Origin of the sequence: Burkholderia sp. A2 (genome assembly GCF_001729305.1) — a bacterium.
GTDB lineage: Bacteria > Pseudomonadota > Gammaproteobacteria > Burkholderiales > Burkholderiaceae > Burkholderia > Burkholderia sola.
Genome location: NZ_LZXX01000105.1, coordinates 547,209 through 566,931 on the forward strand (window position 1 = coordinate 547,209; position 19,723 = coordinate 566,931).

The 19,723-nt window shown below is 66.7% G+C and carries 20 protein-coding genes; 8 read left to right on the forward strand and 12 right to left on the reverse strand.

The genetic code is table 11. The annotated features are described in order from the left end of the window. Positions 1–69 precede the first annotated feature (69 nt). A complete protein-coding gene (locus A9Z05_RS22870) occupies positions 70–636 on the forward strand; it encodes a TetR/AcrR family transcriptional regulator (RefSeq protein ID WP_069620077.1) in 567 nt (188 codons plus the stop codon). 49 nt (positions 637–685) lie between these two features. Then, entirely contained in the window at positions 686–1,654 is a 969-nt protein-coding gene (locus A9Z05_RS22875) for a quinone oxidoreductase (RefSeq protein WP_069620129.1), read from the forward strand. 409 nt (positions 1,655–2,063) lie between these two features. Here the strand turns inward: A9Z05_RS22875 and A9Z05_RS22880 are convergent, their stop codons facing one another. Next, on the reverse strand, positions 2,064–2,639 hold the full coding sequence (locus A9Z05_RS22880) for a DUF308 domain-containing protein (protein ID WP_069620078.1): 576 nt from the start codon (positions 2,637–2,639) through the stop codon (positions 2,064–2,066). A 12-nt stretch (positions 2,640–2,651) separates the two neighbouring features. Continuing rightward, on the reverse strand, positions 2,652–3,035 hold the full coding sequence (locus A9Z05_RS37020; RefSeq protein ID WP_176730231.1) for a hypothetical protein: 384 nt from the start codon (positions 3,033–3,035) through the stop codon (positions 2,652–2,654). Here A9Z05_RS37020 and A9Z05_RS22885 point away from each other — a divergent pair. Beyond that, positions 2,934–4,409 carry an HD domain-containing phosphohydrolase gene (locus A9Z05_RS22885; protein ID WP_069620079.1) on the forward strand — a complete coding sequence of 492 codons (1,476 nt, stop codon included), beginning with the start codon at positions 2,934–2,936 and terminating at the stop codon, positions 4,407–4,409. The genes A9Z05_RS37020 and A9Z05_RS22885 overlap by 102 nt on opposite strands. A gap of 122 nt (positions 4,410–4,531) precedes the next feature. On the opposite strand, the gene A9Z05_RS22890 is transcribed toward A9Z05_RS22885, so the two are convergent. The 9 genes from A9Z05_RS22890 to A9Z05_RS22930 form a co-directional block, all read right to left on the reverse strand. Next, on the reverse strand, positions 4,532–4,801 hold the full coding sequence (locus tag A9Z05_RS22890) for a hypothetical protein (protein ID WP_256122074.1): 270 nt from the start codon (positions 4,799–4,801) through the stop codon (positions 4,532–4,534). A 158-nt stretch (positions 4,802–4,959) separates the two neighbouring features. Further along, a complete protein-coding gene (locus A9Z05_RS22895) occupies positions 4,960–5,268 on the reverse strand; it encodes an EthD family reductase (RefSeq protein ID WP_069620081.1) in 309 nt (102 codons plus the stop codon). A gap of 60 nt (positions 5,269–5,328) precedes the next feature. Further along, positions 5,329–6,810 carry an MFS transporter gene (locus A9Z05_RS22900; protein ID WP_069620082.1) on the reverse strand — a complete coding sequence of 494 codons (1,482 nt, stop codon included), beginning with the start codon at positions 6,808–6,810 and terminating at the stop codon, positions 5,329–5,331. A 50-nt stretch (positions 6,811–6,860) separates the two neighbouring features. Next, positions 6,861–7,457: a TetR/AcrR family transcriptional regulator gene (locus A9Z05_RS22905; RefSeq protein WP_069620083.1), complete on the reverse strand. Its 597-nt coding sequence runs from the start codon at positions 7,455–7,457 to the stop codon at positions 6,861–6,863. 132 nt (positions 7,458–7,589) lie between these two features. After that, positions 7,590–9,062: an NAD-dependent succinate-semialdehyde dehydrogenase gene (locus A9Z05_RS22910; protein WP_069620084.1), complete on the reverse strand. Its 1,473-nt coding sequence runs from the start codon at positions 9,060–9,062 to the stop codon at positions 7,590–7,592. Between the two features lie 113 nt (positions 9,063–9,175). Further along, on the reverse strand, positions 9,176–9,667 hold the full coding sequence (locus A9Z05_RS22915; RefSeq protein WP_006749694.1) for an Lrp/AsnC family transcriptional regulator: 492 nt from the start codon (positions 9,665–9,667) through the stop codon (positions 9,176–9,178). Positions 9,668–9,752: 85 nt separating this feature from the next. Next, complete coding sequence (locus A9Z05_RS22920; protein ID WP_069620085.1) at positions 9,753–11,153, reverse strand: aspartate aminotransferase family protein; 1,401 nt, start codon at positions 11,151–11,153, stop codon at positions 9,753–9,755. Between the two features lie 163 nt (positions 11,154–11,316). Next, the gene (locus A9Z05_RS22925; RefSeq protein WP_069620086.1) at positions 11,317–12,243 is read right to left on the reverse strand and encodes a glyoxylate/hydroxypyruvate reductase A; all 927 of its coding nucleotides are present in this window, start codon (positions 12,241–12,243) and stop codon (positions 11,317–11,319) included. A gap of 12 nt (positions 12,244–12,255) precedes the next feature. Continuing rightward, positions 12,256–13,116: a GNAT family N-acetyltransferase gene (locus A9Z05_RS22930; RefSeq protein WP_069620087.1), complete on the reverse strand. Its 861-nt coding sequence runs from the start codon at positions 13,114–13,116 to the stop codon at positions 12,256–12,258. Between the two features lie 22 nt (positions 13,117–13,138). On the opposite strand from A9Z05_RS22930, the gene A9Z05_RS36390 reads away from it, so the two are divergent. The 5 genes from A9Z05_RS36390 (at position 13,139) to A9Z05_RS22955 (ending at position 19,276) form a co-directional block, all read left to right on the forward strand. Continuing rightward, complete coding sequence (locus A9Z05_RS36390) at positions 13,139–13,531, forward strand: hypothetical protein (protein WP_141723466.1); 393 nt, start codon at positions 13,139–13,141, stop codon at positions 13,529–13,531. A gap of 51 nt (positions 13,532–13,582) precedes the next feature. Further along, complete coding sequence (locus A9Z05_RS22940; RefSeq protein ID WP_069620089.1) at positions 13,583–14,251, forward strand: haloacid dehalogenase type II; 669 nt, start codon at positions 13,583–13,585, stop codon at positions 14,249–14,251. 175 nt (positions 14,252–14,426) lie between these two features. Beyond that, positions 14,427–15,965, forward strand: a complete 1,539-nt coding sequence (locus tag A9Z05_RS22945; RefSeq protein WP_069620090.1) for a methyl-accepting chemotaxis protein — start codon at positions 14,427–14,429, stop codon at positions 15,963–15,965. Positions 15,966–16,659: 694 nt separating this feature from the next. Beyond that, a complete protein-coding gene (locus A9Z05_RS22950; RefSeq protein ID WP_069620091.1) occupies positions 16,660–18,243 on the forward strand; it encodes an ABC transporter substrate-binding protein in 1,584 nt (527 codons plus the stop codon). A 79-nt stretch (positions 18,244–18,322) separates the two neighbouring features. Continuing rightward, a complete protein-coding gene (locus A9Z05_RS22955) occupies positions 18,323–19,276 on the forward strand; it encodes an ABC transporter permease (protein ID WP_069620092.1) in 954 nt (317 codons plus the stop codon). Positions 19,277–19,459: 183 nt separating this feature from the next. Here the strand turns inward: A9Z05_RS22955 and A9Z05_RS22960 are convergent. Then, positions 19,460–19,723 (reverse strand): ABC transporter permease (locus A9Z05_RS22960; RefSeq protein ID WP_141723467.1); only part of this gene is annotated, 264 nt, incomplete at its 5' end.

The following is a 19,723-nucleotide window of genomic DNA, read 5'->3' on the forward strand; positions in this document are numbered from 1 at the left end:
ATTACCTTATTTGACTGTTTGTTCCAGTATCGATAGAATGGTTCACGGCTATAAACAAAGAGTCCGATCATGGCTAGAAATAAAGAGTTCGATATTGACCACGTCCTAGATGCCGCAATCGACGTCTTTCGCTCGCATGGCTATGCAGGCACCTCAGCCGGCATGTTGGTCGAAGCAATGCGGATCGGTCGACAAAGTTTGTACGACACATTTGGCGACAAGTGGGGACTCTATTGCGCTGCAGTAAAGCGATATGGCGATATCGAACGTCAGGCACATCTTGACGCGCTGAACGAAGGTCACAAGGCCATCGATGGCTTGCGCGCGATGATGAATCGCGTCGTGCGTGAGGCCCGTCAGTCCTGTTTGGGTGTGGTTTCAATCTGCGAGTTCGGAGACTCGGACCCGGAACTGACCAAATTGCGCGAAGGGGTCGGCAAATTTTTGCTTGAGTCGCTGACACAAAAGGTGCGGGAAGCTCAGGCACAAGGGGACGTTTCGCGGGACGTAGACGCCAAACAAGCTGCAAGCTTCCTGTTTGCAAGTATCGCGGCTATTCGGTTGTCGGCGCGTGGAGGCGCCACCGATCCGGAATTGGCATCACTGGGCCAGTTGGCGATGCGGGTCTTGATGTAAAAATTTTTTGCCTTTTAATGGAACGATCATTCTAGTATTGGAGGGTGTCATGAGAGCGGTGGTGATGAATGGCGTCGGCGACGTAGACATGCTCGAGTATGTCGAGCGAAATGATCCGATTCCTGGTCCGGGTGAAGTGCTGGTCGGCATCGCTGTGGCCGGCGTGAATTTCATGGATATTGGAATTCGCCAGGGAATGGCCTGGACCAACGTGCCCAATCCTAAAATAATTGGCGTGGAAGGCGCGGGACGTGTGCTGGCACTAGGCGAAGGCGTGTCCGATCTTGAGGTCGGTCAGCGTGTGGCTTGGGCATATGCGCCAGGCAGCTATGCGGAAAAGGTCGTGCTGCCGGCGGCAGCGTTAGCACGGGTGCCGGACGACATTGACGACCGTGTCGCGGCGTCGCTCATGATGAATGGCTTCACTGCCAGTCATTTTGCCACCGACTTCTATCCGATCCAGCAGGGCGATGTTGCACTGGTGCATGCCGCCGCCGGTGGCGTAGGTTCGTTGCTGGCTCAAATCATCAAGTTGCGCGGTGGTACAGTCATCGGTCGTGTTTCGTCGGAATCCAAGGTTGCGGTAGCTAAAGCAGCTGGTGCGGATCATGTAATTGTGGATCGCGCGGGCAATTTCGTGGATGCCGTGATGGACATTACTGGAGGCGACGGCGTGCATGTGGTGTACGACGGCTCGGGACCGACGACATTCCAGGCGTCGCTTGATGTGTTGCGCTATTCAGGTACCTTGTGCTGGTACGGACCGGTTCTGGGAGCTGACACGACGATAGAGCTGTTCCGGTTACCTAAGAGCATCAAGATCGGTTATGCCTCTTTCGCGGACCATATTCGAACCCCGGAGTTGCTGCGTTCGCATGCAGCGCAGCTGTTCAGTTGGGTGCGTGAAGGGAGGCTCAATGTACACAATGGCGGCGTATATGCATTGGCAGATGCGGCGCAAGCTCAAGCCGATATGTGGAACCGTAAGACTTCTGGCAAATTGCTGCTTATTCCATGATGTGACCGGCATGAGACCCCCGAGCAGCGCGCATACTGACCGGGGCGTCGGCGAAACGTCAATTCGTTGACTCGCAACGGCATCTGACATTCGACGCTAGGGTGGTGCGAAGGGCGACAACGCGCCTGTGAGCTGCCTCACAGTCGCCAACATTCCGACGGCAGGAGAGCCGATGACTTGCCGTCGAGCAACGATACTGAATGACCGTTCCGCTCCGATATCCGCCCTTGGGCGTACCGTGGCATGAGCGATAGCAACGGGTCGTTCAGGACCGTTCGCGATCGCAAAACGAGCCCTGTTTTCACTACTACGATCGTCCGCAAGAGTTCATGCTTTGCACAACGCGCGGCCTTGACCGTAAGCATGGCGACGGCGCTTGTAGCGTGACATCTTCATTCCGACCGACGGCTCACGACACCCTGCGCCGCATCCCCCGCACCTGCAGCCAAATGGCGGATATCAGGAAGTAAAGCGCACCTACTCCCGCATAGCCGGCGATCTTGACGATCGCCGGCGGCATCGGCGCATGGCTTTGGACAATGAAGAACAACCCGGCCAGCGCCGATTGCGCGCCGCTCAGCACCATCACCCACTGCGCACCGGCGTGCTTCCATCGCCGCACGGCGGTGCCGAGTTGCAGCGCGCCGGAGAGAATCGCCCAGACGCCGAACACCGCGAGCACCGCGGCCATGCCCGCGTTCAGCGCCGGAAATACCGCCAGTGTCGTGACGGCGCTGATCGCAACGTTGACCGCCTGCGTGCGGTTTGCCGCCATCCCGCCGCTGCGGGACAGGTCGACGAAATTGGCGAGCGCATCCCAGGCCGGATAAACGACCAGCAGGACCGCCGCGCCGGCCTCGCTCTGCCGGCCGACGGAAAACGCCAGCGCGACCCAGATCAGCGAGAACACCGCCCGGGAAAAGTAGTATCGTTTCAGCCAGTGTTCGTCGGCAGGGGCGTGGAATTCGGGGTAGCGATCAGTCATTTGCACTCCTTTTTACATTGAATCGTCGTTCCGGCCGGCATGCAGAATTTCCGCCACGCGGATTCGGATGCGGCGCCGACCGGATCTCCAGTGCGCCGAGTATCGCAATCGTCCGCGCTTGCCGCCATCGGTCAGATGTCCGATGGCGAAGCCCGCTGCCGGTTGCCTGCACCGATACCGGCGGACATCGCGCCCGCCCGGCTCCGGCGCGCCGCAGCCGCGCATGCTCATGCACGCCGCGACGCCGTCGCGTATGATCGTTTTCCCATCCCCGCGAATGCCTCCGCCCACCCGATGCCCGACGCCGAAGCCCGTCACACCCCGCTGCGCATAGTCGACGCCGTCCGCGCGCTGGCCTTCATCGGCGATCTCAGCATGGGCCAGCCGACCGACCATTCGCCGCGCACCGGGTGGCTGGCGGCGCAGCTCGCGCACGCGGCACGATTCGATGCATCGGTCTGCGACACGGCCCGCGAGGTGGCGCTGTTGCGCTGGTCGGGCTGCACGGCGAACGCGGCGGGCTTCGCGCAGATATTCGGCGACGACGTCGCGATTCGCGCGGCGATGCTCGCGAACCGGGCCGGCATGGCCGAAGCGATCGGCGGCGCGGGTGTCGCGCTGATCCCGCTCGCGCAGATTCATTGCGAAGTCTCCGGCGAGGTGGCGCGAATACTCGGTCTGTCCCGCGCGACGGAAACCGCGCTGCGGCACATTTTCGAAACCTGGGACGGCAACGGGCTGCCTGCGCGGCTCGTGCGCGAACAGGTGCCGCCCGCCGTGTCGATCGTCGCACTGGCCGGCGATCTCGACGTGTTCAGCCGCACGTACGGCATCGAACGGGCCCTCGAATTGATCGGCCAACGCGCGGAGTCGCGCTATCCGGCCGTGCTCGTCGAGACGGCTGCGCGCGACGCACCGCGCTGGCTGGCAGCGCTCGAACACATGGCGCCCGTCGACGTGGACGCCGCATTGGCCACGCCGGACATGCAGGGCGCGACGTCCGCTGAATTGATTGCGGACGTCATCGATCTGAAATTGCCGTGGATGACGGGTTTTTCGCGTTCGGTCGCCGCGACGGCGGCCGCGTGTTACGGCCGTCTGTCGCCGGACGAGGCCGCGCGCGAACGCGTGTACCGCGCCGGCCTGATTCATGGCATCGGCAGGGCTGCGGTGCCGAACGACGTGTGGAATCTGCCGACGCGGCTGCCTGCGAGCGCGTGGGAAAAGGTGCGACTCGTGCCGTACTGGACCGAGCGCGCGGGCAGGCAGACCGGTGCGCTCGGCGAAGCCGCGGTGCTTGCGTCGTATGCCTACGAGCGGCTGGACGGCTCGGGCTATTTTCGCGGCGCGCGCGATGCGGCGCTGACGCTGGAAGCGCGCGTGCTGGCGGCGTCGCTGGCGTGGGTCGCGTTGCGCTCGGCGCGTCCGTGGCGCGCGGCGCTGAGCGATGCGGCCGCCGCCAGCCAGTTGCAGGAAGAAGCGGCGTGCGGCCGGCTATGCGGCGAAGTGGTGGCCGCGCTCGTGACGGGCGGGGCGCCCGTCCCCCGGCGTATCGTCACGGGCACGTCGGCCGCTGGCCCGCGCCTGTCCGCACGGGAAATCGACGTCCTGCGGGCGATTTCCCGCGGCGCGAGCAACAAGCAGGTCGCGCAGGCGCTCGCGATGAGTCCGAGCACGGTGCGTACCCATGTCGAGAAGGCGTTCCGCAAGCTCGAATGTTCGACGCGTGCCGCGGCGACTCTCAAGGCGTCGGCGTTGGGGCTGCTCTGACGCGCTCCGCGACGCGGATTCGCTTTCGTGTGTATGCGAACCGCCGGTCGGGCCGGGGCGACCTTTGACGCTCCGCCCGTCCGGTGGTTTATCCCGCGTATCGAAGATGGCGGTTGCACCATTCAAGTCGACCAGTCGTTCATCCGTTTCCGGCGATCCGGGGCTCTTGCATCGGTGTCGGCCCAACCGTACCCCAACGCCGCGATTGCGAAGTAGACGGCACCGACGGCTTCGGAGAAAAGCAGCGCGCCGGCCAGCGCCGTTCGCGCCCCACCCGAGATCGTTCGCATCGGCGTGCCGGCGTGCTTCCCGCGATGCACTGCGGCGCCGATCCGAAACAGGCCCGACACGATCGCGAGCACGCCGAACGAATGCGGCAGGCCGCTCGCCAATGCAACGATGAAGATCTGACGTACCGACATTGCAGTGATCCCCCGGCCGAGTATTCGCGTGACGGTTGCCTATCCTGACACCCGATCGTTCGCGGCGCTATCGGACAAGTGACCGATGGCGCCGGCCGAAACCGATGCATGGCGGCACGCGATCGCCGCTACGACACGGGCGAGAACACATCCGCGATGTGCCGATCGGGTTCGATATCGGTGAACGCATCGATATCGGCCATCACATCTGCCGTCTCCGGGGCAGCGAACGCACCATCCAGCGCCGCGCCGTCCTTGAAGCGGCACATCGCGACGACGATCAGTTCGCTATCCCCACGTGCCGGGAAGAACGCGTCGATGTAGTCGAGCCCGTACGGCTTCCAGGATTTCTCCACCAGCGGAATGTGTTGCTCGACGTAGTAACGGGAATCGAATCGCGTGCCCGCGGCTCGGCGATAGGAAACGACGAAATACATGCAGAACCTCCGGGTCGGACTGCTACGGCGATGAATGTCGCTACGGGCGAATACGGCGGATTACGACCGTTCGCGTTCGGCGCCGAATACCGGCCGGGCGGCAGCCCGCCTCGACGGGTGCGCGGCGGGCGCGCGTGCGAGCGAGATACCCAGCGCGGCGCCGACGGCGAGGAACACCGAGATCGACAGCAGTGCGACGATGAACGCGTGCGCGATGGCCGCCGGCTCCTGGTGCGTGCCGAGCGTCGTATAGAAAATGCCGCCGATGATCGCCACGCTGAGCGACGTGCTGACCTGCAGCGTCGAGCTGGCGATGCCGGCGATCATGCCGGACAGCGCCGGTGCGACGCGCCCTGTCACCATGCGCATCAGCGTCGGCAGCGCGAGCCCTTGTCCGAAACCGATAACGAAGAGAACGACGGCGAGCGGCACGGCAGCGAGCGGCATCCCGATCGGCGTTACATTGATCAACCACGCGAGGCCGACGAGCCCGACGATCTCCAGCCCCATGCCGAACGGATTGACGTAAGCGCCGATGACACGCGAGCAGAAAGGCGTCGACAACGGGCCGAGCAGGAACCCGACGCCGAACGGCAAGAACACGAGGCCCGCGCTCAGCGCGTCGACGTGCAACGCATTCTGCAGATACACCGAGAACAGCAGGAAGAACGCGCCGATCGAGTACAGCAGCAGCGCGATCAGCAACGCGCGGCCCAGCCCTGGTGCGCGCAGCGCGGCCGGATCGAGCAGCGGTGCGCCGCCGCGGCGGCCGAGCCGGCGCTCGTAGCGCCAGAAGAACCCCGCGAGGGCCGGCGCCGCGAGCAGCGACACCCATGCCCATACGGGCCAGCCTGCTTCGCGCCCCTCGATCAGCGGCACGATCAGCGCGCCCAGCGTCAGCATCGACAGCGCGGTGCCGCCGAGGTCGAGTTTGCGCGCATGCTGCTCACGCGTTTCCTTCAACAGCGGAATCCCGAACAGGACGACCAGAATCGCCAGCGGCAGGTTGACGAGGAAGATCGTGCGCCAACCCAGATTCAACAGATTCAGCGAGATCAGGATCCCGCCCAGCGCCTGCCCGACCACGGCGGCGAGGCCGAATACCGCGCCGTACAAGCTGAGCGCGAGCGGCTTTTCCGATTCCGGAAAGATTGCCTGGATCGAAGCGAGCGCCTGCGGCGCCATGATCGCGGCCGTTACGCCCTGCAACGCGCGGCCGACGATGAGCGTCCACGGCGAACTCGCGAGGCCGCACAGCGTCGAGGCGATCGCAAAGCCGATCAAGCCGAGGAAAAACACGCGACCGCGGCCGAACAGGTCGCCCAATCGCCCGCCGGTGATCAGCGTCACCGCGTACAGGCCCGCATACGATGAAATGACGAGCTGCTCGGCCGACGACGACGCGCCCAGTTCCGCGCGGATCGACGGCAGCGCGACGTTGACGATGAAGAAATCCAGCGGCGGCAGGAACGCGCCGACGAGCAGGACCGAAAACATGGCCCAGCGGCGCGGGTCGGGTGATACGGGGTCATTCCTTGACATGGACGGCTCTCCATACGGAACCATTTGGTTCCAAATTGGGTAAAAAAATATCAGTCGAGGATGCGCATCGTGCGGTCGACCAGCGCGAGCACGTCGGGTTCGGACATACCGGTTTTCCCCAGCACGCGCATGCCTTCGATCTGGCAGACGAGCAAACGCGCCAGCACCTGTTCGTCCTGCTCGGGGATCTCGCCGCTCGCCTGGCCACGGACGATCGCGCCGGCATAGAGTTGCTGCAGCCGCCGGTACAGGCGGCCGGTGCGTTCCGCGACATCCGCGTCGCGCGCGGCCAGTTCGGTGGTCATCGCGACCGCGAGACAGCCCCGTCGGCCCGCCTCGCCGACGGACAGGCGCGCATAGCGCAACAGCGACTCGCGAATCGCATCCTTCACAGCGCCGGGTTGCGACAGGATGTCCGCGGTTGCCTTGAGCCCGTCGGCCATATACAGGTCGAGCGCCGCCAGCAGCAGCGCCTTCTTGTCGCCGAACGCCTTGTACAGACTCCCGCGCGACAGGCCGGTGCCGGCCATCAGGTCGGGCAGGGACGCGCCTTCGTATCCGCGATCCCAGAAAACGTCCATCGCGTCGCGCGCGGCATCGTCAAGTTCGAATTCGCGGGGACGGCCCACGCCAGCCGGATTTGCCATTGATCGGTTTCGCAAACGATGCGGTGCCTGAAGTTGGATTCATTATATGGACCGATCGGTTCCGATGTCAACGCGTGTATGTCGACCGGGCGGGGCGATGGCCGTCCTCGCGGACGGCCCGGATTCATCCGATCAGTCCAGCCCGCCCTGGCACAGATACTTGATCGACAGATAATCGTCGAGCCCGTAACGCGAGCCTTCGCGGCCATAGCCCGATTCCTTCACGCCGCCGAACGGCGCGGCCTCGCTCGCGAGCGCGCCTTCGTTGATCCCGACGATGCCCGTTTCGAGCCGTGCCGACACGCGCGCGATGCGCCGCACGTCCTGCGTGTAGAAATACGCGGCGAGCCCGAACGGCGTGTCGTTCGCGGCATCGACCGCTTCGTCCTCTGACTCGAAGCGAAACAGCGCGGCGACCGGGCCGAAGGTTTCCTCGCAGGTCAGCTGCATGTCGGCGGTGGCATCGGCGAGCACCGTCGGCGCGTAATAGTTCGCGCCGAGTTCGGTCAGGCGCTTGCCGCCCGTCAGCACGCGGGCGCCGCGTTCGACCGCATCGCCGACGTGCCGCGCGATCTTGTCGACCGCGCGCGCGTTGATCATCGGGCCGATCTGCGCGGCCGGGTCGGTCGCCGGCGCGACCTTCAGCGCGGCGACGCGCGCGGCGAGCTTCTCGGCGAACGCGTCGTAGACGCCGGCCTGCACGTACACGCGATTCGGCGACACGCACGTCTGCCCGCCGTTGCGGAACTTGGCCGCCATCAGCCCGTCGACCGCGGCATCGAGCTCGGCGTCGTCGAACACGATGAACGGCGCATTGCCGCCGAGCTCCAGCGACAGCTTCTTCAACGTCGCCGCCGATTCGCGCGCGAGCAGCTTGCCGACGGGCGTCGAGCCGGTGAACGTGATCTTGCGCACGCGGCCGTCGGCGAGCCAGTCGGCCGCGGCTTCGACGCCGCGTTCGCGCGACGCGGTAATCAGGTTCAGCACGCCGGCCGGCACGCCGGCTTCCTGCGCGAGAAACGCGAGCGCGAGCGCGGTCAGCGGCGTGTCCTCCGCCGGCTTCGCGACGACCGTGCAGCCGGCCGCGAGGGCAGGCGCGATCTTGCGCGCGATCATCGCGAGCGGGAAGTTCCACGGCGTGATCGCGGCGACGATGCCGATCGGCTCCTTCACCGCGCTGAGCCGCTTGCCGCGCTGCTGCTGCGGGATCAGGTCGCCGTACGTGCGCGTCGCTTCCTCGGCGAACCACAGCACGTACGACGCACCGTACGCGACTTCGCCGCGCGCTTCGGCAAGCGGCTTGCCCTGTTCGCGCGACATCAGCTTCGCGAGATCGTCGGTGTGCGCGACGATCGCCGCATGCCATGCACGCAGGATCGCGGCGCGTTCGCGCGCGGGCGTCGCGCGCCACGCGGGCAGCGCGTGGGCCGCCGCATCGGTCGCCGCGTGTGCGTCGGCGGCGCTGCTGTCGGGTGCGTGGGCAACGGTCTCGAGCGTGGCCGGATCGGTGACGGCGAAGCGGCGGCCGTCGAGCGCATCGCGCCACGCGCCGTCGATCAGGTTGGCGGTGCGAACGAGTTCGGTTCGGGACAGCGTAAGCGGCATGACAGGTCCTTGAGTGAAGCGGTTCGGCGACAACGACAACGACGGTGGAGCGGGCGTGCGACGACCCCGCGCGGACAGCGGGCTGCCGCGTGACAGGGTGCCGCGCCGGTGCGTCAGTGACGTTCGCCGAACAGCGATTCGAGCGGGTAGTGCCGTTTGACGAACGGCGACTTGATGATCACGTAACTGAAATACTTCTCGATGCCGATGTTCTGCTCGAGCAGCCCTTCGACGATCGTCTGGTAATGGCTCACGCTGCGCGTGATGAACTTCAGCAGATAGTCGTAGCCGCCGCTTGCAAGGTGGCATTCGACGATCTCGTCGACGTTGCGGATCGCCGCGACGAAGCGGTCGAAATCCTCGCGCCGGTGGTCGGCCAGCGTGACCTCGGTAAACACGACCTGCACGTCGCCGAGTTTCTCGAGCTGGATGTGCGCGCCGTAGCCGCCGATGTAGCCGGCCTTCTCGAGCCGCTTCACGCGGATCAGGCATGGACTGGGCGACAGCCCGACCGCATCGGCCAGCTCGACGTTGGTCATGCGGCCGCGCTTTTGCAACTGGGAGAGGATGCGCAGGTCGATGCGATCCAGCTTGCTGTCCGTCATGTTCACGTGAGAAGGCAAAAATGGAATGTCCGGTTACTTTAGAGTCGAACGATGGCGGCCACAAGCCCGGCTTTCCCTTGGCCGGTCAGGCGGGCTGCGCGTGCGCGGCGTCGAGCGCGCGCTGCACGCCCGCGTCGGCCAGCACGTCGTCGAGCGTCTTGCGCACGCGTTCGAACAGCAGGTCGAACTCGCCCGCGGTGAAGCTCAGCGCCGGCGCGAAGCCGAGCACGCCGTCGCCGAACGCGCGGAACACCACGCCGTTCGCGTACGCGGCGGCCGCGATCTTGTCGGGCACGTTCAGCGCCGGGTCGAAGCGCGTCTTGTGCGCCTTGTCGGCCACCAGTTCGAGCGCGCCGAGCAAGCCGACCGAGCGGGCGTCGCCGACGAGCGGATGCGCGCGCAGCGCGTCGAGCCCCGCGGCGAAGCGCGGCGCCAGCGCCTGGCCGTTCGCGAGCAGTCCGCCTTCGTGATAGAGCTTCAGCACCTCGAGGCCGATCGCCGCGCTCACCGGATGCGCGGAATACGTATGGCCGTGGCCGACCACCGGCGAATCGGCGCGGTCGCCCGCGATCCCTTCGTAGATTTCGTCGGACATCAGCACCGCGCCCATCGGCGCATAGCCGGCGGTCAGGCCCTTCGCGACGGTCATCAGGTCCGGATCGACCTGTTCGGCCTCGCATGCGAACAGCGGGCCCGTGCGGCCGAAGCCGGTGATCACCTCGTCGGCGACGAACAGGATGCCGAGGCGCCGGCACGCGTCGCGCATCGCCTTCAGCCAGCCGGCCGGCGGCACGATCACGCCGCCGGAACCCTGCACGGGCTCGCAGAAGAATGCGGCGACGTTGTCCGCGCCGAGTTCGGCGACCTTCGCTTCGAGTGCGGCGACCGACGCGGCGATCAGCGCCTGCGGATCGTCGCCGAGCGGATGGCGGTACGGGTAGGGCGACGGAATATGGTGCTGGTCCGCGCGCGGCAGGTCGAAATGACGGTGGAACGCCGGCAGCGCGGTGAGGCCGGCGCCGACCGACGACGAACCGTGATAGCCGCGTTCCAGCGCGATCATCTGCTTCTTCGACGGGCGGCCGGTCGCGTTGAAATAATGCGTGATGAAACGGATCGCGGAATCGACCGCGTCCGAACCGCCGAGCGTGAAGTACACGCGGTTCAGCGACGGCGGCGCGAGCGCGGCGAGCCGTTCGGCGAGTTCGATCGCCGGCTGCGAGCCGAAATGGAAATAACCGGTCGCGTAGGGCAGCTTCGCCATCTGGTCGGCGGCGGCCTTCACGATGCTGTCGCGGCCGTAGCCGACGTTCACGCACCACAGGCCCGAGAACGCGTCGAGCAGCGTGTGACCCGCGGCGTCGCGCAGGAATACGCCGTCCGCGGATTCCAGCACGGTGACGCCGCGCGCCTCGTGCGCACGGTAATTGACGACGGGGTGGATCAGATGTTGACGATCGGCTTCGATCAGCGCGGCTTGGTTCATGGGAAGGCGGGACTCTCGTCAGGTGTCAGCGGTGAGTTCATGCTAACGGGCGAGAAATCCGCATGCGTCTTCAATTTGCGGCCCGAAACGTATGCGCGCGGCGTTTGTGCGGGGCGCTTCGGCATTTTCTGCTGCGCGCCCGGCGGGCCGGGCGCGCGTCAGGTCAGTAGCCGCGCGTGCGATCGACGACGCCGATCATCGGCTGGCCCGCGCGATGGCGCGCGAGGTTCGCGAGCACCGAGTCGACCGCGGTGTCCGGCCGCGTCGCGCTGGCGATGTGCGGCGTGATGCGAATGCGCGGGTGCGTCCAGAACGGATGGCCGGCCGGCAGCGGTTCGGGATCCGTCACGTCGAGGATCGCGCTGTCGAGGCGGCCGCTCGCGAGCGCCGCGAGTAGCGCGGCTTCATCGAGCTGCGGGCCGCGCCCGACCTGCACGAGCGATGCGCCGGCCGGCAGCGCGTCGAACACACGTGCGCCGAGCAGTCTGCGCGTGCTGTCGGTGAGCGGCAGCAGGCAGATCAGGACGTCGGTGCGGGCGAGGAACGCGTCGAGCCCCGCATCGCCCGCGTAGCAGTCGACGCCGTCGAGCGTGCGCGGCGTGCGGCTCCAGCCGGCGCACGGGAAACCGAAGCGCCGCAGCGTGTCGAGCACGGCCTGGCCGAGCGTGCCGAGCCCGAGCACGCCGACGCGCCGCGCCGCGGCCGCGCGCACGGGATGCTCGCGCCACACCTGGTCGCGCTGCTGCGCCGCATAGTCGAACAGGTCGCGATGGATCGTCAGCACGGCCTGCGTCACGTATTCGACCATCCCTTCGACGATGCCCGGCTCGATCATCCGCACGACGGGGATATGCGAGGGCACGCGCGACAGGTCGAACTGGTCGATGCCGGCGCCGACCGAGAACACGACCTCGAGATTCGGCAGCAGCGCGACCGGATCGTCCGGCGGCTGCCATGCGGCGAGATAGCGGACGGCTTCGGCGTCGCCGAGGTCCGGCCAGATCCGGAACGGCAGATCGGGCGCCTGTTGCGCGAAGCGCGCCGCCCACTGCGCGCCGCGCACCGGGTCGGCCTTGTAGAGAAAGCTCATCGTGCGCTCCGCTCAGCCGAGCGCCTGGTTCACGATCGCGAACGCGCGCAGCGCCGGGTCGCGGGCAGGCGTCGCGCCGCGCGCCATCGCGACGACGGTGTCGACGCGCGGCAACCCGAGACCCTGCAGCCAGTCGGACAGCCCGCTGTCGCCCGGCACGTCGAGCCGCACGAACATGCCTTCGTGCAGCGCGAGCCAGTGGCTGATCAACGCCTGCGCGCGCAGCGCATCCGGCGCGACCACCGGGCCGATCACGTGGCCGCGGCCGAACCGGCGGAACAGCGCGAAGCCGAGCAGTTCGCCGTCGCGGTCGAGCGCGATCCCGTTCGCGACGTCGAGCAGCGCCTCGATCACCGCACCGCGTTCGTAGCCGGCCGCGCGCGACGCGAGCGCGGCGAGACGCGGCCCGTCGTTGGTGCCGAGCGGGCGCAGGCGCTCGCCGGGCGGCAGCGAGATCAGCGGAGGCTGGAACGCGGCGCCCTGGTGCTGATCGATCGTATCGATCACGTCGAAGCCGAATTTCGCGTACAGCGGCTCGCCCGCCGGCGTCGCATGCAGAAAAATGGTCCGCGCGCCGAGGCTGTCGACCACGCGGGTCATCAGCTCGCGCCCGATGCCGCAGCCCTGGCGCTCGGGCGACACGATGACCATGCCGAGCGACGCGTGCGATTCGCCGAAGCGCCAGCCGAGCGCGGTACCGACGACGCCGGTTTCGTCTTCGGCGACGAAGCCGCCGCCGAGCTGGAACGCGAAGCGCCAGTCGTCGAGCCGGTGCGGCCACTTGACCGCCTCCGACAGTCGATGGGCGGCGGGCAGGTCGGTTTCGGCGAACGGACGATAGATGAGCGTGCGGGAAGGATTGAGGTCGGACACGCCTGACTCCGGATGGGTGGGAATGATCCGTTCACTCTGCCAGCGCGGTGGCGGCACGGATAGGACGATTCGCCTGTTTTCCGGCGGCGGCGGGCGCGCCCGCGAGATCGATGCAAACCGGCTCGATCGGCGCGAACGAACGCGCGGATCGTGCCGGCGCGGCCGGTCAATCCGGTCACGCGTGCTGTGGAATGCCACTACGATCGATGCACGGCGGCACTGCCGCCTGCCGAAGGGCCGCACCGGCAGGCGAGCCCGCCGCGGTAGCGTGGCGCCCATCGGCTGGCCCCGCCGCGCCGCGCCCGATCGCGCCGCAGATCGTGCTGCATGTGGCGGGCAACACGCGGCGATTCTGCGTTTTGAGCGGCGCCGAATGATGCGCGAACGACTTTTTGCCCTGATTCAATTTCGTTAAACCCAGCCCATCCCCGGCCCTGCCGGGGCTTCACACCGACAGGACCTGACCATGATCCAGTTTGAACCGAAGTACATCACCTTCGACTGCTACGGCACGCTGACCCATTTCCGGATGGCCGAGACGGCGCGCGAAATCTATGCGGACCGGCTGTCGCCGGCCACGATGGAGGCCTTCGTGCGCGCGTTCGCCGCCTATCGGCTCGACGAGGTGCTCGGCGCGTGGAAGCCGTACCGCGACGTCGTCGTCAACGCGGTCCGCCGCACCTGCGCGCGGCTCGGCGTGAAGTTCGACGAAGCCGAGGCCGAGCTTTTCTATCATGCGGTGCCGACGTGGGGCCCGCACCCGGACGTGCCGGCCGGGCTGTCGCGGCTGGCGTCGAAGTACAAGCTGGTGATCCTGTCGAACGCGATGGACGACCAGATCATGAGCAACGTCGACAAGCTCGGCGCGCCGTTCCATGCGGTGTTCACCGCGCAGCAGGCGCAATCGTACAAGCCGCGGATGCAGGGCTTCGAATACATGTTCGACAAGCTCGGCTGCAAGCCGGAGGACGTGCTGCACGTGTCGTCGAGCCTGCGCTACGACCTGATGACGGCCGAGGATCTCGGGATCAAGCACAAGGCGTTCGTGAACCGCGGCCACGAGCCGGGCACGCCGTTCTACAACTATTACGAAGTGTCGGACATCGGTCAGCTCGCGACGCAGCTCGGGCTGTAAGCCGGCTGCGCTGGCCGATCCATCGAGCGCCGGGGCGCAGCCGTGATGCCGTCGCGTCCCCGGTGCGCGTTCGTTCAGCGCACGAAACGAGGGTAATTACCGATATCGAGTGATTCAAGGTGGGGCCGCCCGGGCCGATATATGTACCGAACGGTTAATATTTCGAGGCCCCCGCATGAAGTTGTCCACCAAACTGCTGATGCTCGTCGCCGCGGCGCTGCTCGGCGTCGTCCTGCTCGCCGCGTTGTCGCTGCACACGCTGCGCGACGCGCTGATCGACAGCCGCCGCGAAGAGATCGTCATTCTGCTGACCAAGGCCGAGCATCTGGTCGATTCGTATCGCGCGATGCAGACGAGCGGCACGCTCACGCAGGAGCAGGCGCAGCAGCAGGCCAAGGCCGCGCTGGCGGCGCTCAACGCGAATTCGAAGAGCTACTTCTGGGTCACGACGTCCGACGGCGTCAACCTCGTGCACCCGAACGCGAAGTTCATCGGCACGCGCGCGAAAGGCAACCGCACGACCAGCGGCATGACCGACAGCGAGGCGTACCGCGCGGGGATGGCGCAGGCGCATTTCGCGCTCGTCGACGTGCTGATCAAGCGCAGCCCCGACGCGGACCTGGAGCCGAAGCTGCAGGGCGTGGTCGCGATTCCGGACTGGAACTGGTGGATCGGCACCGGATTTTTCTACGACGACATCAACGCGGCGTTTGCGCGGCTCGCGATGGTGCTCGGCGCCGTCGCGCTCGTCATCGCCGCGGCGCTCGCGGCCATCGCATGGGGCGTGCTGCGCAGCGTCAGGCGCACGCTCGGCGGCGAACCCGCGCATGCGACGCAGATCGCCGCCCGTATCGCCGCCGGCGAACTGGACGTGCAGTTCGATACCGCGCACGCCGCGCCCGGCAGCCTGCTCGTCGCGCTGGGCAACATGAAGGCGCGGCTGACCGACACCATCGCCGAGATCCAGACCACGACCCACTCGATCGCCACCGGCACCGGCGAGATCGCGCAAGGCAACCTGGATCTGTCGCAGCGCACGGAGCAGCAGGCCGCGTCGCTGCAGGAAACGGCGGCGAGCATGGAGCAGATCACGTCCACGGTCAAACAGAACGCCGACAACGCGCGCCAGGCGAATGCGCTCGTGGCCCAGGCCAAGGATGCGACCGAACTCGGCGGCGCCGCCGTGCAGGCAGTCGTCGAAACGATGCGGCAGATTTCGGACGGGTCGGTGCGGATCGCCGACATTACCGTCGTGATCGAAAGCATCGCATTCCAGACCAACATTCTCGCGCTCAACGCCGCGGTGGAAGCCGCGCGGGCCGGCGAGGAGGGGCGCGGGTTCGCCGTCGTCGCATCGGAAGTCCGCTCGCTCGCGCAACGCAGCGCCGCGGCCGCGAAGGACATCAAGGGATTGATCGACGCGTCGGTCGAGCGGGCCGGCAGCGGCAGCCGGCTGGTCGAGACGGCCGGCGAGCGCATGACGGAGATCGTCCGGTCGATCGACCGGGTGGCCGACATCATGGGCGAGATTTCGGCGGCATCGGCCGAGCAAAGCACCGGCATCGAGCAGATCGGGCTGGCGGTCGCGCAAATGGACGAAGTCACCCAGCAGAACGCCGCGCTCGTCGAGCAGGCGGCTGCGGCCGCCTCGTCGCTGGACGAGCAGGCGGCGCGCCTGCGGGCCGCCGTATCGGTATTCCGGCTCGCTGCGTGACGGCTTCGCGCCGTCCGCCCGCGGCTGGCGCATCATCCTACCTCCCGCGCGCCACGCCGGCGCCCGCCCGGCGTGACGCGCCGACATGCCGGTGACCCACGCGTCGCCACACGAGGGCGCGGCGCCTGACGGCTGCATGGGCCCGGTTGCCGGCCAGTCCCGTCATCTTCCCGTTTTCCCGCGAAGCCGTTCCGATCGAGCGGCATTCCTCTGAACTTTCCTGCGCGACGCACCGTCGCGATCCCCACCGTCGACGCCCGTGCATGCGGCGATCTGCCGCAATGCACCGCTCGTTTCAGCCGTCGTCGGCATGCGGACACGCATTCGACACAAACGTGCGGTTTGCGTGAGCCAAACGCGCGCCGGATGCCGAACGGGCAATTTTGTCGGCGCAATCTGCGGCGGCAGCGGCCTTACGATTTCCTGCATCGACACGGGTTCGGCAGCCGCCGCGACACGCCGCCGGGCCAACGGCGACACGTGCGCGCACGCAGCAATTCATGCTGCGCGGGCGGCTCAAAACGGTCGATTCGTATCGTGCGGGCCGCCCGAATCGCGACAAACCGCATTTTGGCGATGCTTAAATGAATTGCATGTGTACGACGTCGAGCCCGCCACCAGCAAGCGGGCGCGGCGCGATTGAACAACCACGCTGGACCCTTGGACCCACTTCCCACAGTCAGGAGCAGTTCGGATGAGCGACGATATCGACAAAGACGGCAAGGGCGGCTTCACGCGCCGCGACATGATGAAGGTCATGGCGGCGGGCGGCATGATGGCCGCCGGCGCCGGCGGACTGCTGATGACCCCCGACTCGGCGTTCGCCGCACCCGCGCCGAAGCGCGGCGGCAAGATCCGGGTCGCGAACGAATCCGGCTCGACGGCCGATACGCTCGACCCGGCCAAGGGCTCGACGGGCGCGGACTACACGCGCTTCTTCATGTTCTACAGCGGCCTCACGCAGCTCGATGCGAGCCTGACGCCGCAGATGAACCTCGCCGAGTCGCTGCAGACGACCGATGCGAAGACCTGGATCATCAAGCTGCGCAAGGGCGTCACGTTCCACGACGGCAAGCCGGTCGGCCCGGCCGACGTGGTGTATTCGCTGATGCGACACAAGAACCCGGCCACCGCGTCGAAGGTCAAGACGCTTGCCGAACAGTTCGCGGATGCGAAGGCGACCGGCCCCGACGAAGTCACGCTGACGCTCGCGAGCGCGAACGCCGATCTGCCGGTGATCCTCGCGACGCCGCAGCTCGTGATCGTCAAGGACGGCACGACCGACTTCTCGACCGGTATCGGCTGCGGCCCGTACAAGCTGAAGTCGTTCAAGCCGGGCGTGGCGACCATCGGCGTGCGCAACGACAGCTACTTCAAGCCGGGCCGGCCGTATCTCGACGAGATCGAGCTGATCGGCATCAGCGACAGCGCCGCGCGCCTGAACGCGCTGCTGTCGGGCGACGTGCACCTGATCAACGCGATCGATCCGCGCTCGACGCAGCGGGTCGCGTCGACGCCGGGCTACGCGCTGAAGGAAACCAAGTCGGGCCTCTATACCGACCTGATCATGCGCAGCGACAACCCGATCGTCTCGAATCCCGATTTCGTCGAAGGGATGAAGTACCTGTTCGATCGCGAACAGATCCGCTCGGCGGTGTTCCGCGGCTACTCGGTGATCGGCAACGACCAGCCGATTCCGCCGGGGCATCGCTACTTCAACGCATCGCTGCCGCAGCGCGCGCACGATCCGGACAAGGCGAAATTCCTGCTCCAGAAAGCGGGGGCGCTCGGCGCGACGCTGCCGCCGATCTATGCGACGTCCGACGCGAACGGATCGATCGAAATGGCCGTGCTGCTGCAGCAGGCGGGCCAGAAGATCGGGCTGAACCTGCAGGTCAACCGCGCGTCGCCCGACGGCTACTGGTCGAACCACTGGATGAAGCACCCGCTCACCTTCGGCAACATCAACCCGCGCTCGAGCGCCGACGTGCTGTTCACGCAGTTCTTCAAGTCGGATGCGCCGTGGAACGAGTCGGGCTGGAAGAACGCGAAGTTCGACCAGTTGCTGCTCGCCGCGCGCTCGGAAACCGATGACGCGAAGCGCAAGCAGATGTATGGCGACATGCAGGTGATCGTGTCGCAGCAGGGCCGGGTCGGCATTCCGGCGTTCATCAGCTTCCTCGACGGGTACGACAAGCGGCTCGCGGGCCTCGGTTCGATCCCGACCGGCGGGATGATGGGCTTCATGTTCGCCGAGAACGTGTGGTGGAACGCATGACGTCGTGGCTGGCCGCCGTCGCGCGGCCGGTGCGGGCCTCCGCGCCGGCCACGCGCGGTTTTTTCGGGAGGGTCGCTCCATGAACCGAATTCTCATCGGGCTGATCGGCCGGCGCATCGCGGTCACCGCGCTGACGCTGCTGATCGTGTCCGCGATCATCTTCACGATCACGAACCTGCTGCCGGGCGACGCCGCGCAGGCCGCGCTCGGCCAGTCGGCGACGCCGGAGACGGTCGCCGCGCTGCGCCAGCAGTTCGGTCTCGACATGCCGGCGCACGAGCGGTACGTGCACTGGCTCGCAGGGCTGTTGCACGGCGATTTCGGCCGGTCGTTTTCCGGCGACATGCCGGTGTCGGAGCTGATCGGCGGGCGCTTGCCCAAGTCGCTCGCGCTGGCGGCGATCACGACCGCGGTGTCGGTGCCGATCGCGCTGCTGCTCGGGATCCTCGCGGCGGTCAAGCGCGAGTCGGTGATCGACCGCGTGATCAGCCTCGGCACGCTGTCGCTCGTCGCGACGCCGGAATTCCTGATCGCGACGGTCGCCGTGCTCGTGTTCGCGGTGAAGCTGCACTGGCTGTCCGCGCTGTCGTACAGCGGCCCGATCGAAAGCCTGCACGATTTCCTGCGTGCGTATGCGATGCCGGTGCTGACGCTGTGCGCGGTCGTGATCGCGCAGATGGCGCGCATGACGCGCGCCGCGGTGATCGAGCAACTGAGCGCGTCGTACGTCGAGATGGCCGTGCTCAAGGGCGCGAGCCCCGCGCGCGTCGTGCTGCGCCATGCGTTGCCGAACGCGATCGGTCCGATCGCCAATGCGATCGCGTTGAGCCTGTCGTATCTGCTCGGCGGCGTGATCGTCGTCGAGACGATCTTCAACTATCCGGGCCTCGCGAGCCTGATGGTCGACGCCGTCAGCAATCGCGATTTCCCGCTGGTCCAGGCCTGCACGCTGATCTTCTGCGTCGCTTACCTGACGCTCGTGCTGTTCGCCGACCTGTGCTCGATCGTGTCGAACCCGCGACTGCGCACCTGAGTGTTTCGTTTTCCTTCCGAGATGCCGCCCATGCAACCGATCGAACCCGTACAACGCAGCAGCGCGCTGCCGCCATCCGGCGACCCGCCCGACGGGCGGGTCGCCGGATGGCGGCAGCGCGCTGCTGCGTTGTACGGGTTCGATCGGTTGCATGGGCGGCATCTCGGAAGGAAAACGAAACACTCAGGTGCGCAGTCGCGGGTTCGACACGATCGAGCACAGGTCGGCGAACAGCACGAGCGTCAGGTAAGCGACGCAGAAGATCAGCGTGCAGGCCTGGACCAGCGGGAAATCGCGATTGCTGACGGCGTCGACCATCAGGCTCGCGAGGCCCGGATAGTTGAAGATCGTCTCGACGACGATCACGCCGCCGAGCAGATACGACAGGCTCAACGCGATCGCATTGGCGATCGGACCGATCGCGTTCGTCAACGCATGGCGCAGCAC

What these genes read in the sequence shown, in the direction of transcription:
- A9Z05_RS36390 (WP_141723466.1), top strand. Translation starts at nt 13,139, where the DNA reads ATGATCCGTTCACTCTGCCAGCGCGGTGGCGGCACGGATAGGACGATT.
- A9Z05_RS22900 (WP_069620082.1), bottom strand. Translation starts at nt 6,810, where the DNA reads ATGTCAAGGAATGACCCCGTATCACCCGACCCGCGCCGCTGGGCCATG.
- A9Z05_RS22910 (WP_069620084.1), bottom strand. Translation starts at nt 9,062, where the DNA reads ATGCCGCTTACGCTGTCCCGAACCGAACTCGTTCGCACCGCCAACCTG.
- A9Z05_RS22915 (WP_006749694.1), bottom strand. Translation starts at nt 9,667, where the DNA reads ATGACGGACAGCAAGCTGGATCGCATCGACCTGCGCATCCTCTCCCAG.
- A9Z05_RS22875 (WP_069620129.1), top strand. Translation starts at nt 686, where the DNA reads ATGAGAGCGGTGGTGATGAATGGCGTCGGCGACGTAGACATGCTCGAG.
- A9Z05_RS22945 (WP_069620090.1), top strand. Translation starts at nt 14,427, where the DNA reads ATGAAGTTGTCCACCAAACTGCTGATGCTCGTCGCCGCGGCGCTGCTC.
- A9Z05_RS22950 (WP_069620091.1), top strand. Translation starts at nt 16,660, where the DNA reads ATGAGCGACGATATCGACAAAGACGGCAAGGGCGGCTTCACGCGCCGC.
- A9Z05_RS22905 (WP_069620083.1), bottom strand. Translation starts at nt 7,457, where the DNA reads ATGGCAAATCCGGCTGGCGTGGGCCGTCCCCGCGAATTCGAACTTGAC.
- A9Z05_RS22955 (WP_069620092.1), top strand. Translation starts at nt 18,323, where the DNA reads ATGAACCGAATTCTCATCGGGCTGATCGGCCGGCGCATCGCGGTCACC.
- A9Z05_RS22920 (WP_069620085.1), bottom strand. Translation starts at nt 11,153, where the DNA reads ATGAACCAAGCCGCGCTGATCGAAGCCGATCGTCAACATCTGATCCAC.
- A9Z05_RS22925 (WP_069620086.1), bottom strand. Translation starts at nt 12,243, where the DNA reads ATGAGCTTTCTCTACAAGGCCGACCCGGTGCGCGGCGCGCAGTGGGCG.
- A9Z05_RS22880 (WP_069620078.1), bottom strand. Translation starts at nt 2,639, where the DNA reads ATGACTGATCGCTACCCCGAATTCCACGCCCCTGCCGACGAACACTGG.
- A9Z05_RS22885 (WP_069620079.1), top strand. Translation starts at nt 2,934, where the DNA reads ATGCCCGACGCCGAAGCCCGTCACACCCCGCTGCGCATAGTCGACGCC.
- A9Z05_RS22940 (WP_069620089.1), top strand. Translation starts at nt 13,583, where the DNA reads ATGATCCAGTTTGAACCGAAGTACATCACCTTCGACTGCTACGGCACG.
- A9Z05_RS37020 (WP_176730231.1), bottom strand. Translation starts at nt 3,035, where the DNA reads ATGGTCGGTCGGCTGGCCCATGCTGAGATCGCCGATGAAGGCCAGCGC.
- A9Z05_RS22895 (WP_069620081.1), bottom strand. Translation starts at nt 5,268, where the DNA reads ATGTATTTCGTCGTTTCCTATCGCCGAGCCGCGGGCACGCGATTCGAT.
- A9Z05_RS22870 (WP_069620077.1), top strand. Translation starts at nt 70, where the DNA reads ATGGCTAGAAATAAAGAGTTCGATATTGACCACGTCCTAGATGCCGCA.